Here is a 16,604-nt window from a genome sequence, read left to right as displayed (position 1 = left end):
AAAGCATTCCGAAAATCGGAATGCTTTTTATCGCTAGCTAATTAGTTTTTTGTAACGTTAGCAGCTTGTGGTCCACGGTTACCTTCAACGATTTCGAAAGAAACTTCTTGACCTTCTTCTAAAGTTTTGAATCCGTCACCTTGGATAGCTGAGAAGTGAACGAATACATCGTCTCCACCTTCAACTTCGATGAAACCGAAACCTTTTTCGCTGTTAAACCATTTAACTTTACCTGTTTGCATGTCATGTACCTCCTAAATAAAAATGAAACTATGAATCCACATGAAAAGGTGGATATAAAGGACATGAATGTATAACAAGCTTACAGCCTTTAATTCAACGTGCTTTATTTCCGTACCACATTATGTAGCTCAATAGTGATTTCACTATATCACGCTATATCCAAAACGTCAAATGAGAACACTTTCATTCCACCATTTTTTTATAATTTTAATATAATGTTGAATTTCCATATTCATATTTTATCCCGCCATTTGCGGACAGCTCAATTGGTGGGAGCTGATAATCAGTTTCGATACTCCCACTTTATTTAAAAATTAACAAAACTAAAGTATTCTAATCCTGTTAAATTCTGTACAATATAAGTATCTATTACATACGAGGTGAAAAAAAATGAGAGCACACGAAATCGATTATAAGTTATACGGCGATGATATGCAGTTTGTTGAAATTGAGTTAGATCCAGAAGAAAGCGTGATCGCAGAAGCTGGCGCAATGATGATGATGGAAGATTACATAGAAATGGAAACAATCTTCGGTGATGGTTCTGGCCCATCTGGAGGTTTATTCGGAAAATTAATGGGCGCTGGTAAGCGTCTCGTTACAGGTGAAAGCATGTTTATGACTGTATTTACAAATACAGGTCACGGCAAGCGCCACGTATCATTTGCTGCCCCTTATCCAGGTAAAATTATTCCTGTAGATTTAACAGAATATCAAGGAAAAGTAGTTTGTCAAAAAGATGCATTTCTTTGTGCAGCAAAAGGCGTTTCTATCGGAATCGAGTTTACGAAAAAAATCGGAACTGGTTTCTTCGGCGGTGAAGGTTTCATCATGCAAAAACTCGAAGGTGATGGACTTGCTTTCATGCATACAGGCGGAACTGTATATAAGCGTGAACTAAAACCTGGCGAAAAACTTCGCATCGATACAGGCTGTCTCGTTGCCATGACAAAAGACGTTAACTACGACGTCGAGTTCGTTGGAAAAGTAAAAACAGCTCTATTTGGCGGTGAGGGTTTATTCTTCGCAACGTTAGAAGGACCTGGAACAGTTTGGATTCAGTCCTTAACACTTAGCCGCTTAGCAGCACGCCTGACAAGCCCAGCAGCGCAAGGCAGCGGTGAAGGTAGTGTATTAGGTGGACTTGGTCGTTTATTAGATGGGAAAGAGTAAACTGTGCCCTTATGTGGGCATGGCAATCAACTAATAAAATAATAAAATTAAAACACCCTTGCTTGCAGTAATTGAAGTGAAAGGGTGTTTTAATTTACGTCTACAAACGAGAAAAAGCAGTTAAAATAAAGTAATAAGGTTTACTTCAGGAAAATAAGGTATATTATATTTGTTGAATAGATTCTCTTTAGAGACAAGAAAAGTAGGTGAACAAAGTGGGAAAATATCAATTGGATTCCAAAAGTCAGGTAGCTGTGGCAAAGTTTCATGAAAAACAGAAGCCTGCCAAATTTGATAAAAAGCAGCAACTTGAAAGATTGCGTACGGAGTATTTGAAAAAGAAGCAAAAACAAACAGATAAATAATATGTTTTATTTTCCGAATTTTTTCTGTATGTAACGCAAACAAACACAAGAAAATAGGTAAGTTATTCATCATTCAAATATATACAGGCTATTTTTTCAAACCTCTTACTTATGCAACTAACGCATGCGTCAGTTCATTAAGAATAATTAAAAAAGTCGATTCCTTGAGATGAAAAAGAGTAAACAGTGCCCTTATCAGGCACTGTTTTATTTTGACATTATAATTTCCTCCACTAATTTAGGTAAGCGATACAAGCTATTCCCCACCTCCAAAAGAATGAATCAAGTTCCTCACCGCATATATTAAACTATACCTTTTCTTAAGGAGGGCTACCTTAATGCGTACTCCTTTATCCTTTGATAAAGAAACTGCCATACTGTTAGCTTCTTGTTGTGAGTTAACGTATGAACAATATAAACAAAATGGTATTTTCGAAATACCAGATGGTTTTCAATATGTACAAGGTTTTCAAGGAAAGGCCATTCAAACAACAGAATGGTTCGGATTTATATTAGAATCTGAGGATACAATTATCGTTGCCTTCAGAGGCACTCAAACAGATCCAGATTGGATTATTGATTCTCTCGTCAATCAAAAACCTTATCCTTATGCTTTAAATGGCGGAAATGTCCATAACGGTTTTCTCTCTATTTATGAGTCTTGTCGTGATTCTATTATGGATATGCTCGTATCATTGCCAGCACATAAAAAACTGCTAGCTACTGGGCATAGTCTAGGTGGCGCGCTTGCCACATTACACATATTAGATGCACGTATAAATACTGCCTTCGCACAGTATGGACTTTATACATTCGCTTCTCCAAAAGTAGGAGATATCGCTTTTCGAAATTATTATAAACTACAAGTAGCTAGTAGCTTTCGTTTCGTCAACTTATTCGATGTCGTCCCACTTCTCCCTCCCCGAAACATAAATTTTAATGATTATGATTGGGAGTATGCACACGTCCATCACAACATGACATTTACAAAAAACACAAAATCCATTACAAATAATCATTCCATTACAACATACAAAACATGTCTGACTTCTCATTTTTAACCAGTAAACAATTGGAAATAAAATATTCGTATACTATAATAATCTATGAAGTTATTTTTGGATGAGGGGACCTTACATGTTAAAATTTATCTTCGCATTTTTCCTTATTGTAATTTTTACGGTTACAGGTTTCTTTACATTTTCATACTTTGCGACAGGAGAGTATGATGGGGCAGGTATCATATATACCACTGTTCCATTTCTTTCTTAAGCAAAATAAATAAAACGAGCTTAATTTTATTAAGCACGTTTTATTTATTAATATCCATTTCTGTTGGTAAATCGATAATATATCTCCCAATATAGCAACCTCTTTAAAACTGTTTAACTGTATTACCAATACCCCAAATTTCATTACTGTACTGCAAAATCGTTCGATCGCTCGCAAAATGACCAGACTGTGCAATATTTAAAATCGACATTTCTAGCCACTTCGTTCGGTTCTCATAAGCTCTACCGACAGCTTCTTGTCTTTCAGCATATGGACCAAAATCTCGCAGAACAAAATATTCATCATTTTGAATAACGAGAGAATCGTAAATTGCTTCAAATTCGGCTCCCGACTGTGCAAAGAAACCATTCGTTAACTGATCTACTACCTTTTTAATGTGCCCATTGTGATGATAATAATCACTTGCACGATATCCACCATTTTGATAGTAATGAAGAACTTCTTCGGCCGTTAAACCGAAAATGAAACAGTTATCATCACCGACCCGGTCTTTTATTTCAACGTTAGCACCGTCTAGCGTTCCGAGTGTAATCGCACCATTCATCATAAATTTCATATTACCTGTTCCCGATGCTTCTTTACTCGCCGTTGAAATTTGTTCACTTACATCCGCTGCCGGGAATATATCTTCCGCTAAAGAAACTCGATAGTTTTCTAGAAAGATAACTTTCATATATTGACTGACATACGGGTCATTATTTACTTTTCTTGCGAGTTCATTTATTAATTTAATAATTTTTTTCGCGTAATAATAGCCAGGTGATGCTTTCGCTCCAAAAATAAAAGTACGCGGATAAAATGTAAAACTAGCATCCTCTTTCAAACGGTTATACAAATATAAAATATGAAGAACATTTAATAATTGTCGTTTATAAGCATGTAATCTTTTCACTTGCACATCAAAAATAGAATTTGGATCAATGGTAATCCCCATTGTATTATGAATACGCTCCGCTAAAATCTCTTTACGCTCTTGTTTTACCTCTGCAAATTTCTCTTGGAAACTCGCATCATATTGAACTAATTGTAGCTCTTGAAGCTTAATCGGTTCTTTCTTCCACTCTGTTCCAATCGCCTCTGAAATGAGATTTGTTAACTGTGGATTTGCTTTCATAAGCCAGCGCCTATGAGCAATTCCATTCGTCTTATTATTAAACTTATCTGGATAAAATTCATAAAACAATCGCATTTCCCGCTGCTTTAATATTTCCGTATGAATTTTCGCTACACCATTTACGCTATGGCTACCGACAATCGCTAAATGAGCCATTTTCACAAGGTCATGTGCAATAATTGCCATTGCTTCAATACGATCCCACTCATACGGATACTGTTCCCAAAGTTCATGACAGAAACGTTCATTAATCTCTTCAATAATCATATAAATTCTCGGTAATAACGGTTTAAAAATGTGAATTGGCCACTTTTCGAGCGCTTCTGATAACGTTGTATGATTCGTATAAGAAATCGTCTGCGTCGTTATGTGCCAAGCTTCTTCCCATGCTAACTTTTCTTCGTCTAGTAAAATACGCATCAGTTCCGGAATTGCTAAAACTGGATGTGTATCGTTAATATGGATCGCAATTTTTTCATGTAGTTGACGAAGGTCACCATATCTTTCTCTATGCATTCGAACGATATTTTGCAAACTTGCTGATACGAGGAAATACTGTTGTTTTAAACGAAGTATTTTTCCCTCATCATGCGTATCATCTGGATATAAAAACTCCGATACAGCCTCTGTTTCGCGCTTATATTTCAAAATATCTTTGCAGTTTTGCGAGAAAGGAACTGGTTCAGCATTCCAAAGTCTAAGTGTATTTACAGTACTCGTCTCATAGCCAACTACCGGCACATCATATGGCACGGCCATAATGACTTCTGCATTTGTATGCCTAAACTCTAAACGCCCGTCAATTTCTAGCGGTTCAACACTGCCGAAATAACTTACTTCTACAGCTTGATCATGCCTTCTTACTTCCCATACGTTTTCATGAAGAAGCCACTGTTCTGGAAATTCAACTTGATAACCATCAACAATTTTCTGATCAAACAAACCATGTTTATAACGAATTCCACAGCCGTGTCCTGGCAAGTTTAAAGAGGCAAGTGAATCGAGAAAACAGGCTGCTAAGCGTCCAAGCCCACCATTACCAAGGCCTGCATCTGCTTCCACTTCTTCTAACTCTTGTAACGAAATCCCTAGTTCAGATAACCCCTGCTCGCATACATCTCGAATACCTAAATTCAAGATGTTACTTCCAAGCAAACGTCCAAGCAAAAACTCAATAGACAAGTAATACATTTGCTTTTGCTCTCCGGATCGATAACTCTCGTTCGTTGCAATCCATTGACTATTCATATACTCACGTACCATATGGCCGAGCGTATTATATTGATCACGAGTTGTAGAATCTTTAAAACTTTTACCATACATCGTCTCTAACTTTTCTAGAAAAGTTGATTTAAAACTTTCAACATGAGTAAACATTTTTTCACCACCTACATGTTATTCCATGAGACTTTTATACAATTCCTTATAAGCAAGAGCCGATTGCTCCCAGCTATAATCTTCAGTCATCGCTTGTTTTACAAGCTGCTCCCACACTGGTTTATCGTGATAGAATTCAATCGCACGCTGAATCGTATGCAGCATGTCATGTGCATTAAAGTTCATGAAACTGAAACCATTTCCTTCGCCTGTTTCTTCATCATAAGAATGTACCGTATCGTTTAATCCACCTGTTTCTCTTACAATTGGAATCGTACCGTACGCTAATGCGATAAGTTGTCCAAGTCCACACGGTTCAAACAGTGATGGCATTAAAAACAAATCGCTTCCCGCATACACTTGGTGAGCTAATTCTTCATTAAATCCGATATAAACTTTTACCTTCTCCGGATACTCATATGCCATCCACTCAAAGAATTGCTCATATTCCGAATCACCTGATCCTAAAATAATACATTGTACATCTTCCTCCATTATTTCACGGAATACAGTACGTACTAAATCAAGCCCCTTTTGCTTCGTTAATCTCGTTACCATTGAAATAATTGGTGTATCCTCTTTTTCTGGCAAACCAAAATAACGCTGCAAGGCGCGTTTATTTTCACTCTTTTCATATAATGAATCTGCATCATACTGAGCCTTAATATACGAATCTGTTTCTGGATTATATACGCTCGTATCAATACCATTTACAATGCCGCTAAGCTTATCATTATATTTTCGCAGTAATCCATCTAACTTCTCACCAAAAAATTCATATTGAATTTCTTCCTTATACGTCGGGCTCACCGCTGTAATTTGATCCGAAGCGATAATACCGCCTTTCATAAAGTTTACGTTTCCATAAAACTCTAGCTGCTCACTATGAAAATATTCATCACCAAGCTCTAACAAGTCGTACATCACTTCAGGAGGAAATACACCTTGGAACTGCAAGTTATGAATCGTATATACCGTTTTAATACGCTCATATAACGGGTTATCTTGATACTTTTCACGAAGTAAGAAATTAACCATAGCCGTATGCCAATCGTGGCTATGAAGAACATCCACTTCAAAATCAAGGTGCGGAATACACTCTAACACCGCTTTTGAGAAATAAGAAAAACGCTCTCCGTCATCATAATGACCATACAGAGAATCTCTCTTAAAATAATATTCATTATCTATTAAGTAATACGTAATTCCGTCTTGCTCACCTTTTAAAATTCCACAATATTGATTTCTCCACCCGAGCGGGACGTTAATTACTTTATGTAACGTACATCCATCCCTTAACTTTGGCGGAATAAGACTATAATTCGGGAGTATAATGCGAACGTCCACCCCTAATTTTTTTAGCTCTTTTGGGAGCGCACCTGCTACATCAGCTAAGCCTCCCGATTTAACAAATGGTACACATTCTGATACTGCAAATAAAATATTCACTTGTTGTCCCACTGCACGAAAAGCTTATACTACTTCCCTTGCAGCTTCCTCCCTTCGAGTTTTCATTTGAATTAAAACTTTAATCAGTGGAGGAAGACCCCCACTGATTCTTTTAAGAATAACTATTAATCGTACTGTTTTGAACGCTTCCTTTTTCTACAACGTATGGCTCATCAGCGTTTCCTTTTAGTACAACACCGTCACCAATTTTCACGTCTTTATCAATAATAACACCGTCTATTATACAGTTATCTCCAATTTGGCTCTTTTGCATAATAATACTGTTACGAACAATGGAACCTTTTCCAATTTTAACAGAACGGGAGATAACACTATTTTCTACTTCGCCTTCAATAATACTGCCGTTTGCAATCATTGTATTTTTCACGGCTGCACCTTTTAAGTAACGAGTTGGTGGTTCATCTTTTACTTTCGTAAAGATCGGTGCTTCTTTCTTAAATACTTGCTTCCAAATAGCAGGTTGCAAAATTTCTAAGCTATGTTTATAGTAACTTTCAATCGAATCAATAATCGCTACATATCCTGTATGCTCATAAGTAGCAATATGCAGTGATTTTCCGCGCTTTTCTCTCACCACATCGAATAAGCTATATTGCTCCAAATCTTTATATGACTCAAATAAATCTAACAATAATTTTTTCTTTAACACGTATGTTTGAAGCGAAACCCCTTCATGGCAAACTTCCGTAATATCAGCTGCCGTATGTATATGTCGCTCTAACACCGCCTGGAAATTCAATGCTGTTACGAGATGGCTATTCGTAATAACGACGTATTCTTCTCTAGCTCTTAGAAAATAATCAATATGTCTTCTAAAATGTGCAAAAGATCCAAATTCATCTTGGTCACATTGGCAATTTGGTGGGAATAAAAACAGTCCGTCTCTTTTTCTATCTAAATCCCACTGCTTTCCTGAACCAACATGGTCCATTAACGAGCGGTTTTTATGACTTGTAAAAACCGCTACACTATGAATATTAGAATTCACCATATTTGAAAGCATGAAATCAATGAGTCGATAACGGCCCCCAAACGGTAACGCCGCTAGTGAACGATGCCCTGTTACTTTCTTTAAGGAAGGAAAACTTCCCGTTGCATTAATAATTCCTAACATTTTTTCTCCCATTCATTTCATCCCCCTTTTCTATTTCCCTTCAGCAATGAGTACTACATCGTCAACATTTTTTTCCGGACGAATAATTGTTCCATCTTCAATAACCATTTCCGATCCAACAATTGCTCTTTCAATCACAACATTTTTTCCAATCTTTGCTCCTGGCATAACGACAGAATCAATAACCATACTACCTTCTTCTACCGTCACCCCTTGGAATAATACAGAATGCTTCACGTCCCCTTCAATGACGCATCCTTCGTTAATAAGTGATTCTTCTACTTTTGCCTGCTCTGCAATATATTGAGGTGGCTCATTTGGATTTACAGAATAAATACGCCAATTACGATCGTTTAAATTCAGTGATGTTTCATCGCGCAGTAAATCCATATTCGCTTCCCATAAGCTCTTAACCGTTCCAACATCTTTCCAATATCCTTCAAACGGATACGCCATCAACTTCTTCCCTTCATCTAATAAAAGCGGAAGTACATCTTTTCCGAAATCATTACTAGATTCAGGATTTCTTGCATCCATCTCTAAATACTCTTTCAAAATTGCCCAGTTAAAAATGTAAATTCCCATTGATGCAAGATTACTTCTTGGAAATTGCGGTTTCTCTTCAAATTCAACAATCTCCATCTCTTCGTTCGTATTCATAATACCGAAACGACTCGCCTCATCCCAAGGTACTTCAATAACAGAAATGGAAACATCCGCTTCCTTCTCAATATGATAATCTAGCATTTTACTGTAATCCATTTTATAAATATGGTCGCCCGATAAAATAAGAACGTACTCTGGTTCGTACTGACTTAAATAGTTTAAGTTTTGATAAATGGCACTTGCCGTACCTGTGTACCACTTCACACCTGAAGACTCCGCATAAGGAGGTAACACTGTGACTCCACCGCTTACTCGGTCTAAATCCCACGCATTGCCGATTCCGATATAATTATGAAGTTCAAGTGGTTGATATTGCGTTAAAATCCCAACCGTTTCAATACCAGAATTCGCACAGTTACTTAGCGTAAAATCGATAATGCGATATTTACCACCAAATGGAACAGCTGGCTTGGCTAAATTTTTTGTTAATGCACTTAATCGACTACCTTTTCCCCCTGCTAGTAACATTGCTACGCACTTTTGTTTTTGAGCCATCTTGTTTTTTGCTCCCCTTTCTCGTCTTCACTGGTCGTAATATGGATACGCCAAATGGTGGAATTGTAATTTCTACATGTGCTGCTTGATTATGATACGGTTCTTGAATTGCTTTCAGACGTTTCTTATTTACTTGCCCTGACCCGCCATATTGCTCAGCATCACTATTTAAAATCTCGTTATAATACTCGAAATCTGGTACACCTACTTTATAGTTTTCATATGTAGCTTTCGTAAAATTACATACGATAACTAACGCATCTTCTTGTTTATCTCCTTGGCGGATAAACGAGAAAATACTTTGCTCGTTATTATTAGCATCAATCCACTGAAAACCTTCAGGCGAATGATCAAGCTGCCAAAGTGGTTTTGAGCGCTTATACAATGCTATGAGCTCTTTAAAGTAATCATGCATATAACGATGCATTTCAAAATCATGTAAATTCCAATCTAAATCTTCAAGGTCTTTCCACTCATCAAACTGCCCGAATTCTCCTCCCATGAAAAGTAATTTCTTTCCTGGGTGAGTAAAGAAATATCCATATAATAAACGAAGCTGAGCAAACTTATCCCAGTAATCACCTGGCATTTTATTTAATAACGACTTTTTCCCATGAACGACTTCATCATGAGAAAGGGGTAATATGAAGTTTTCAGAGTAAGCATATAGTAAAGAGAACGTCATTTTCTCATGAATATATTTTCTGTACTCTGGCGCACACTCCATATATTTCAGCACGTCATTCATCCAGCCCATATTCCATTTATAATTGAATCCAAGCCCACCTTCATACGTTGGAGCTGTTACAAGTGGCCAAGCTGTTGAATCTTCTGCCGTCATAAGAAAATCTTCATCTTCTGCAAACACCGCTTCATTTAACTCCCGTAAAAATGACACAGCGTACTCATTACTTTGCTCTTGTCCTTCTTTATTCCAGTACAACATGTTCGCAACTGCATCTACTCTGAAACCATCAATATGGAAATATCTCATCCAAAATAACGCATTTGAAATTAAGAAATTACGTACCTCTCTCTTTCCTAAATCAAAATTGACAGTTCCCCATACTAGATTTTCTTGTACATCTTTATCTTTATATTCATAGGTCGGTGTGCCATCAAACAAATATAAACCGTGAGCATCTTTACAAAAATGCCCCGGTACCCAATCTAAAATGACACCGATTCCATATTTATGACATTCGTCGACAAAATACATTAAATCATGCGGTGTACCAAATCTACTCGTCGCTGCATAATATCCCGTTCCTTGATATCCCCAAGAACGATCATATGGATGCTCAACAAGCGGCATAATTTCAATATGTGTAAATTGATGTTCCACCACATACGGAATGAGTTCTTCTGCCATTTCCCTGTAAGAATATAGTGTTCCATCTTCTTTCTTTTTCCAAGAACCGAAATGTAATTCATAAACTGTCATCGCTTCTTTATAAATCGGTTTTTTCTTTTTCTTACGATTCCAGTTTTTATCATTCCATTCATATCCTTTTATATCAAAAACTACAGATGCCGTATTCGGTCTTACTTCTGCATATATAGCATACGGATCTGCCTTTAAAATGACGTCACCAGCCAACGTTTCAATCGCATATTTATATATTTCTCCTTCTTCAATATGCGGTATAAATAAGGACCAAATGCCTTCTTCTGTCACTTGTAGCATCTTATGTTGCTCATAATCCCACTTATTAAAATCTCCAACAACACTCATTGCTTTCGCATGAGGAGCCCACACTGTAAATCGTACCCCTTGAATCTCATCTTCCGTCACAACATGTGCGCCAAAGATGTTATAACTTTCATAGTACTTTTCTGTATGAAACTCATCTCGTTTCACTTCTTCACAATTTATTACACTCAATATGCTCACCTCACTTAGATGACAGAATTTTTTATACTTTAACTATTTCTGTGAAAAACTGCAATATCCTTGTTAATTTATAAAAAACATTCGTTTTTTTCTTAAAAATGTTAGTTTTTCTTCACATTTCCGTGTAAAATATCGAATTTTGACGAATATTCATTGAAAACGCTTTATTATTCTTCTATATTTTTACCAATTATTTTTCTCAACCTTTATTTTATTATGTTTATCCTATTTTTCATGCTATTTTCCACTCAAAATCAAAATAAAATAATCTGTCATAAAAAATGTTTCTCAATATTTTTTGTCACAATGTTATTGAAATGCGAAATTTAATCCTGCTTTTGAAAAGCTACTTTCCGACAAAGGGGTAACCGCAAAAGTAAATGAACCGAAACTAGAGGCAGGTTCTGTTACAGTTGGCGGTGCTATCGATGACAAAAACTTTGCTGGATTAGATGGTGATTTCCCGTTCATTGATGTAACTTTCAAAGTAGAAAATGATGAATTTTATGAAGCAAACGCTCAATTAGAGTCACCAATTTTTGTTTACTGGAAACAAGGTGAATCAGAACCAAATAGAATGCGTGTACTTCAAGATCAAACATTCTCAGTTATGTCCTTAAATTCACTAGTAGAAGGAAATATTAAACCTGGTGCATTCTTAAATGAACGTGGCTATTTAGATGAAAAGTTCGATTATACAAAGCTTGGCGTAAAAGTATATGCGACTGATTCTTATCGTCATAAGTTTGAAGGCTCACTAGATAAATACGGATACTTCAAACTAAATGGACTTCCAGTTAATAAACGCGACTATAACTTATATGTAGAGGTGCCAGGACATTTAACAAGCCGCCTAACAACGAAACTTGGTACTGAAAAAGACGGTAAGCTGCTTGGCCAATATTATTATGCAAGACCTGACGAAAACCTTGCCGGCGATGTAAATGCTGATAAAGTAATCGATATTAAAGATGCTGAAATTATCGCTAGCAACTATGGTAAAAAAGGACTAACTGTAAAAGACGGAGACCTTAATAAAGATGGGATTGTCGATGAAAAAGATATTCGCTTCGTTGAAAAGAACTTCTTGAAAAAAGAGCTAGATGCATCTAAATCACAAACAGCTGCTGAAAAATCCAAAAGCGGTACACTGACAGATATTTTAAAGAAATTAGGATTAATGCCTAAAAAATAATAAAGTGAAACTTTAATCAGTCGAGGTTTTACTGCCCGGCAAATAGCGGAATAATAAAGAGCACTCTACGTAAAGTAGAGTGCTCTTTTTCTATAAACGACCCTTATCCAGCAAAAGGGGTATATTGGGGATATACAAGGGAAACCGGAAAAGGAATTTATATTAAATTATATAAGTTCAGAGGTAAGAAGCAGTTTCCCACCTCTGAATTATTTAGTAATTATTATAGTACTGGTGCCATTGTTTCTTTTAATACTTTTACAGAATGAGCGAATTTCGCTTTTTCTTCTTCATTTAACTCAAGCTCTACGATTTCACGTACACCTTCACGGTTAATTACAGCTGGAACACCTACATAAGCATCTTTCTCATCGTATTGACCTTCAAGGTATGCAGATACAGTTAATACGCTGTTCTCGTTGTTTAAGATTGCTTTAGTTACACGAAGTAGTGACATACCGATTCCGTAGTAAGTTGCACCTTTACGCTCGATGATATGGTAAGCTGCATCACGTACATTTTCAAAGATTTTATCTAAGTCTTCTTGTTTGTACTGTTCGTTATTAGCTAAAATTGTTTCTAGTTTTTGTACACCGATAGTAGCATGGCTCCATACTGGAAGTTCAGTGTCACCGTGTTCACCAACGATGTAAGCATGAACGTTACGTGGATCTACATTTAAGTAGTCACCTAACATGTAACGGAAACGAGCAGAGTCTAAAGTAGTACCAGAACCAATTACGCGCTCTTTTGGTAGACCAGATTCTTTCCAAGTTACGTAAGTTAAAATATCAACTGGGTTAGTTGCGATTAAGAAGATTCCATCGAATCCGCTATCCATAATACCGCGAACGATTTGTTTAAAGATCTTTGTATTTTTCTCAACTAGGTCTAAACGAGTTTCACCTGGCTTTTGTGGTAATCCAGCAGTGATAACTACTAAATCTGCATCTTTACAATCTGCATAGCTACCGCTCCAAACTTTTGTTGGTGATGGAGAGAATGGTACCGCATGGCTTAAGTCCATTGCTTCCCCTTCTGCTTTTGCTTCATTAACATCTACTAATACGAATTCTTCAGCTACACCTTGGTTGATCATTGAGTAAGCATAACTACAACCTACAGCTCCTGTTCCTACTAATACTACACGATTGATACCTTTTTTCATGGTAATTTCCCCTCTCTATTGTTCACATCTATTTTTTATGATTGTTTAAGTAATTAATTAAAATACTAATTTAATGTTGTTTAACTTCTTTACATTCATATTGTAGCACGTATTATTGTGAATTACTTCACAAATTATGACCTATTTGTGAACTTTTTCACATATGATGTAAAGTTATTGGAATAGGTGTGGAATCCATTTCAATGGAGGCGTTTTCTTTAGATTGTGAAAGGGATTTTCTTGTGGTTTTTGTCGGTAAGTGAAATTATATCGGCGATTTTTAGAATATATGGACCGTAACTCCAAATATATCAGCGATTATTAAAATTTATCGACCGTAACTCAAATTATATCAGCGATTTTTGCAATATATCGGCTTACCGACAAAACTCGACAATAATGACAACATAAAAAAGCTGTCTTCAGTAGGTCACACCTATTGAGAGAAAGCAGCTTCTTCTATATATTATTTATTTTCCACAGTAGCTCCCGGATGTATTTTCATCGGTTTCTCCAAGTGTAGGAGGCTACAGCCATACAGCTGGGGTAAAAGTTCAACTTGAGGTACCATTTGTTAGATAGATAGTTCCTTCATATTCATACAGGCCCAAATAAACAACATGATTGTATTTACGGCTCTATATACCCAACTGCAACAGCCCATACTTCATATTTCTTCTATTGCCTAAAAAAGCAGAGTATCCAAAGTCCACTTTTACACAACAAAAAAGAGATAGCAGATTATGCTATCTCTTTTAGTATGACCCGTACGGGATTCGAACCCGTGTTACCGCCGTGAAAGGGCGGTGTCTTAACCACTTGACCAACGGGCCAGTTCTGGCAGAGAAGAAGGGATTCGAACCCTCGCACCGCGTTCGCGATCTACTCCCTTAGCAGGGGAGCCCCTTGAGCCACTTGGGTACTTCTCTATAAATATGGCTCCGCAGGTAGGACTCGAACCTACGACCGATCGGTTAACAGCCGATAGCTCTACCACTGAGCTACTGCGGAACAATTATGGTGGGCCTAAATGGACTCGAACCATCGACCTCACGCTTATCAGGCGTGCGCTCTAACCAGCTGAGCTATAGGCCCATAATTGAAAAGCGGGTGAAGAGAATCGAACTCTCGACCAGAGCTTGGAAGGCTCTTGTTTTACCACTAAACTACACCCGCATTAAATTGTAAATGGTGAGCCATGAAGGACTCGAACCTTCGACCCTCTGATTAAAAGTCAGATGCTCTACCAACTGAGCTAATGGCTCATTTTGAAAGTGGTGCCGACTAGAGGACTTGAACCCCCAACCTACTGATTACAAGTCAGTTGCTCTACCAATTGAGCTAAGTCGGCTTGCGACTTCAAAATGGTGGCTCGGGACGGAATCGAACCGCCGACACGAGGATTTTCAGTCCTCTGCTCTACCGACTGAGCTACCGAGCCTTTATGTAAAAATGGCGGTCCCGACCGGGGTCGAACCGGCGATCTCCTGCGTGACAGGCAGGCATGTTAACCACTACACCACGGGACCATTTGGTTGCGGGGACAGGATTTGAACCTGCGACCTTCGGGTTATGAGCCCGACGAGCTACCGTGCTGCTCCACCCCGCGATGATAAAATATTTACTTTAGAAAAAATGGAGGAGGTAGAGGGATTCGAACCCCCGCGCGACTCTCGCCGCCTGTCGGTTTTCAAGACCGATCCCTTCAGCCGAACTTGGGTATACCTCCGAGATATATACGTCTAATGGTGGACCTTGTAGGACTCGAACCTACGACCGGACGGTTATGAGCCGTCTGCTCTAACCAGCTGAGCTAAAGGTCCTTTATGGTAGCGGCGGAGGGGATCGAACCCCCGACCTCACGGGTATGAACCGTACGCTCTAGCCAGCTGAGCTACACCGCCATAAATGATATTTAAGATAAGTGGAGCCTAGCGGGATCGAACCGCTGACCTCCTGCGTGCAAGGCAGGCGCTCTCCCAGCTGAGCTAAGGCCCCATGTTTTTTTGGAATATCGGGAAGACAGGATTTGAACCTGCGCCCCCCTGGTCCCAAACCAGGTGCTCTACCAAGCTGAGCCACTTCCCGTTAATAAAAGCGCGCCCGAGAGGAGTCGAACCCCTAACCTCTTGATCCGTAGTCAAACGCTCTATCCAATTGAGCTACGGGCGCATATGGTGCCGAGGGCGGGGGTCGAACCCGCACGGTGGTCACCCACCGCAGGATTTTAAGTCCTGTGCGTCTGCCTGTTCCGCCACCCCGGCATGTCATATTGAAAATTGGAGCGGAAGACGGGATTCGAACCCGCGACCCCAACCTTGGCAAGGTTGTATTCTACCACTGAACTACTTCCGCAAGACATGTATGAGTTATTTAATTAAAAGTGCGGGTGAAGGGAGTCGAACCCCCACGCCAAAGGCGCCAGATCCTAAGTCTGGTGCGTCTGCCAATTCCGCCACACCCGCATATTAATTTATTTAAGAAAAATGGGGCGACTGATGGGAATCGAACCCACGAATGCCGGAGCCACAATCCGGTGCGTTAACCACTTCGCCACAACCGCCATGATTTCTGGTGCCGACTAGAGGACTTGAACCCCCAACCTACTGATTACAAGTCAGTTGCTCTACCAATTGAGCTAAGTCGGCTAAATGGTGGAGGATGACGGGATCGAACCGCCGACCCCCTGCTTGTAAGGCAGGTGCTCTCCCAGCTGAGCTAATCCTCCATTTGCCTGGCAACGTCCTACTCTCACAGGGACAAGGTCCCAACTACCATCGGCGCTAGAGAGCTTAACTTCCGTGTTCGGTATGGGAACGGGTGTGACCTCTCTGCCATCATTACCAGACTGTATTCATTTAAGACAAGAATTATTATAACTCATTTACTTTTGAAAGTCAACAAGTTTTTTATATTCTTTCAAAACTAGATAACATTGCTACATATTATATGGTTAAGTCCTCGATCTATTAGTATTCGTCAGCTCCACATGTCACCATGCTTCCACCTCGAACCTATCAACCTGATCATCTTTCAG

General features: G+C 38.6%; 11 protein-coding genes, 22 tRNA genes, 2 rRNA genes and 2 pseudogenes. 6 read left to right on the top strand and 31 right to left on the bottom strand.

Annotated elements, in window-relative coordinates:
- Window positions 1-41: 41 nt before the first annotated feature.
- Window positions 42-242 (bottom strand): cold-shock protein CspD, encoded by a 201-nt coding sequence (gene cspD, locus CGQ22_RS00190; RefSeq protein ID WP_001193054.1) that lies wholly within the window; start codon window positions 240-242, stop codon window positions 42-44.
- Window positions 243-633: 391 nt separating this feature from the next.
- Here cspD and CGQ22_RS00185 point away from each other — a divergent pair, with 391 nt between their 5' ends.
- From CGQ22_RS00185 to CGQ22_RS32300, 4 genes are all read left to right on the top strand, one after another.
- Window positions 634-1,416 carry a TIGR00266 family protein gene (locus tag CGQ22_RS00185; RefSeq protein ID WP_089148178.1) on the top strand — a complete coding sequence of 261 codons (783 nt, stop codon included), beginning with the start codon at window positions 634-636 and terminating at the stop codon, window positions 1,414-1,416.
- A gap of 215 nt (window positions 1,417-1,631) precedes the next feature.
- The gene (locus tag CGQ22_RS31780; RefSeq protein WP_000521643.1) at window positions 1,632-1,781 is read left to right on the top strand and encodes a hypothetical protein; all 150 of its coding nucleotides are present in this window, start codon (window positions 1,632-1,634) and stop codon (window positions 1,779-1,781) included.
- A gap of 338 nt (window positions 1,782-2,119) precedes the next feature.
- Entirely contained in the window at window positions 2,120-2,842 is a 723-nt protein-coding gene (locus CGQ22_RS00175; protein WP_089148177.1) for a lipase family protein, read from the top strand.
- Between the two features lie 76 nt (window positions 2,843-2,918).
- The gene (locus CGQ22_RS32300) at window positions 2,919-3,053 is read left to right on the top strand and encodes a hypothetical protein (RefSeq protein WP_000911065.1); all 135 of its coding nucleotides are present in this window, start codon (window positions 2,919-2,921) and stop codon (window positions 3,051-3,053) included.
- A gap of 103 nt (window positions 3,054-3,156) precedes the next feature.
- Here CGQ22_RS32300 and glgP read toward each other — a convergent pair whose 3' ends face one another.
- From glgP to glgB, 5 genes are all read right to left on the bottom strand, one after another.
- Window positions 3,157-5,565 carry a glycogen phosphorylase gene (gene glgP / locus CGQ22_RS00165; RefSeq protein ID WP_089148176.1) on the bottom strand — a complete coding sequence of 803 codons (2,409 nt, stop codon included), beginning with the start codon at window positions 5,563-5,565 and terminating at the stop codon, window positions 3,157-3,159.
- Between the two features lie 18 nt (window positions 5,566-5,583).
- Window positions 5,584-7,014 carry a glycogen synthase GlgA gene (glgA, locus tag CGQ22_RS00160; protein ID WP_089148401.1) on the bottom strand — a complete coding sequence of 477 codons (1,431 nt, stop codon included), beginning with the start codon at window positions 7,012-7,014 and terminating at the stop codon, window positions 5,584-5,586.
- A 112-nt stretch (window positions 7,015-7,126) separates the two neighbouring features.
- Window positions 7,127-8,161: a glucose-1-phosphate adenylyltransferase subunit GlgD gene (gene glgD / locus CGQ22_RS00155; protein WP_000504137.1), complete on the bottom strand. Its 1,035-nt coding sequence runs from the start codon at window positions 8,159-8,161 to the stop codon at window positions 7,127-7,129.
- Between the two features lie 18 nt (window positions 8,162-8,179).
- Window positions 8,180-9,310, bottom strand: coding sequence for a glucose-1-phosphate adenylyltransferase (glgC, locus tag CGQ22_RS00150; protein ID WP_000057614.1), 1,131 nt, complete (start codon window positions 9,308-9,310; stop codon window positions 8,180-8,182).
- On the bottom strand, window positions 9,258-11,195 hold the full coding sequence (glgB, locus tag CGQ22_RS00145) for a 1,4-alpha-glucan branching protein GlgB (protein WP_074594204.1): 1,938 nt from the start codon (window positions 11,193-11,195) through the stop codon (window positions 9,258-9,260). Before glgB ends, glgC begins: the two co-directional genes overlap by 53 nt.
- Window positions 11,196-11,520: 325 nt before the next feature.
- Here glgB and CGQ22_RS31295 point away from each other — a divergent pair.
- Window positions 11,521-12,399: pseudogene (locus CGQ22_RS31295) on the top strand (S8 family serine peptidase); the annotation flags it as partial.
- Window positions 12,400-12,622: 223 nt separating this feature from the next.
- Here CGQ22_RS31295 and CGQ22_RS00125 read toward each other — a convergent pair.
- Window positions 12,623-13,567 carry an L-lactate dehydrogenase gene (locus CGQ22_RS00125; protein ID WP_000715349.1) on the bottom strand — a complete coding sequence of 315 codons (945 nt, stop codon included), beginning with the start codon at window positions 13,565-13,567 and terminating at the stop codon, window positions 12,623-12,625.
- A gap of 486 nt (window positions 13,568-14,053) precedes the next feature.
- On the opposite strand from CGQ22_RS00125, the pseudogene CGQ22_RS31290 reads away from it, so the two are divergent.
- A pseudogene (locus CGQ22_RS31290) lies at window positions 14,054-14,231 on the top strand (IS4 family transposase); the annotation flags it as partial.
- 97 nt (window positions 14,232-14,328) lie between these two features.
- Here the strand turns inward: CGQ22_RS31290 and CGQ22_RS00120 are convergent.
- From CGQ22_RS00120 to CGQ22_RS00005, 24 genes are all read right to left on the bottom strand, one after another.
- Window positions 14,329-14,400: transfer RNA gene (locus tag CGQ22_RS00120), tRNA-Glu, on the bottom strand.
- A gap of 5 nt (window positions 14,401-14,405) precedes the next feature.
- Window positions 14,406-14,496: transfer RNA gene (locus CGQ22_RS00115), tRNA-Ser, on the bottom strand.
- Between the two features lie 7 nt (window positions 14,497-14,503).
- Window positions 14,504-14,578: transfer RNA gene (locus CGQ22_RS00110), tRNA-Asn, on the bottom strand.
- A gap of 7 nt (window positions 14,579-14,585) precedes the next feature.
- A tRNA-Ile gene (locus tag CGQ22_RS00105) sits at window positions 14,586-14,662 on the bottom strand.
- A 10-nt stretch (window positions 14,663-14,672) separates the two neighbouring features.
- Window positions 14,673-14,743: transfer RNA gene (locus CGQ22_RS00100), tRNA-Gly, on the bottom strand.
- A gap of 13 nt (window positions 14,744-14,756) precedes the next feature.
- Window positions 14,757-14,832 (bottom strand) — tRNA-Lys (locus CGQ22_RS00095).
- Between the two features lie 10 nt (window positions 14,833-14,842).
- Window positions 14,843-14,918, bottom strand: a tRNA-Thr gene (locus CGQ22_RS00090).
- Between the two features lie 14 nt (window positions 14,919-14,932).
- Window positions 14,933-15,008, bottom strand: a tRNA-Phe gene (locus CGQ22_RS00085).
- Between the two features lie 12 nt (window positions 15,009-15,020).
- Window positions 15,021-15,096: transfer RNA gene (locus CGQ22_RS00080), tRNA-Asp, on the bottom strand.
- 3 nt (window positions 15,097-15,099) lie between these two features.
- Window positions 15,100-15,176 (bottom strand) — tRNA-Met (locus CGQ22_RS00075).
- 27 nt (window positions 15,177-15,203) lie between these two features.
- Window positions 15,204-15,296, bottom strand: a tRNA-Ser gene (locus tag CGQ22_RS00070).
- Window positions 15,297-15,313: 17 nt separating this feature from the next.
- A tRNA-Ile gene (locus CGQ22_RS00065) sits at window positions 15,314-15,390 on the bottom strand.
- 4 nt (window positions 15,391-15,394) lie between these two features.
- Window positions 15,395-15,471, bottom strand: a tRNA-Met gene (locus tag CGQ22_RS00060).
- Window positions 15,472-15,492: 21 nt separating this feature from the next.
- Window positions 15,493-15,565 (bottom strand) — tRNA-Ala (locus tag CGQ22_RS00055).
- Between the two features lie 16 nt (window positions 15,566-15,581).
- Window positions 15,582-15,655 (bottom strand) — tRNA-Pro (locus tag CGQ22_RS00050).
- A 10-nt stretch (window positions 15,656-15,665) separates the two neighbouring features.
- Window positions 15,666-15,739: transfer RNA gene (locus tag CGQ22_RS00045), tRNA-Arg, on the bottom strand.
- A gap of 3 nt (window positions 15,740-15,742) precedes the next feature.
- Window positions 15,743-15,831, bottom strand: a tRNA-Leu gene (locus tag CGQ22_RS00040).
- A gap of 16 nt (window positions 15,832-15,847) precedes the next feature.
- A tRNA-Gly gene (locus CGQ22_RS00035) sits at window positions 15,848-15,922 on the bottom strand.
- 29 nt (window positions 15,923-15,951) lie between these two features.
- Window positions 15,952-16,032: transfer RNA gene (locus CGQ22_RS00030), tRNA-Leu, on the bottom strand.
- Between the two features lie 22 nt (window positions 16,033-16,054).
- Window positions 16,055-16,130 (bottom strand) — tRNA-His (locus CGQ22_RS00025).
- A gap of 9 nt (window positions 16,131-16,139) precedes the next feature.
- A tRNA-Thr gene (locus CGQ22_RS00020) sits at window positions 16,140-16,215 on the bottom strand.
- 4 nt (window positions 16,216-16,219) lie between these two features.
- Window positions 16,220-16,295 (bottom strand) — tRNA-Val (locus CGQ22_RS00015).
- A gap of 4 nt (window positions 16,296-16,299) precedes the next feature.
- Window positions 16,300-16,415, bottom strand: a 5S ribosomal RNA gene (gene rrf / locus CGQ22_RS00010).
- 101 nt (window positions 16,416-16,516) lie between these two features.
- Window positions 16,517-16,604: ribosomal RNA gene (locus CGQ22_RS00005) — 23S ribosomal RNA — on the bottom strand; the annotation flags it as partial.

It is taken from the genome of Bacillus sp. M13(2017), assembly GCF_002218325.1.
Lineage (GTDB): Bacteria > Bacillota > Bacilli > Bacillales > Bacillaceae_G > Bacillus_A > Bacillus_A thuringiensis_K.
The sequence above is the reverse complement of the archived record's forward strand: the minus strand, read 5'-3'. Positions and strand labels throughout refer to the sequence as shown.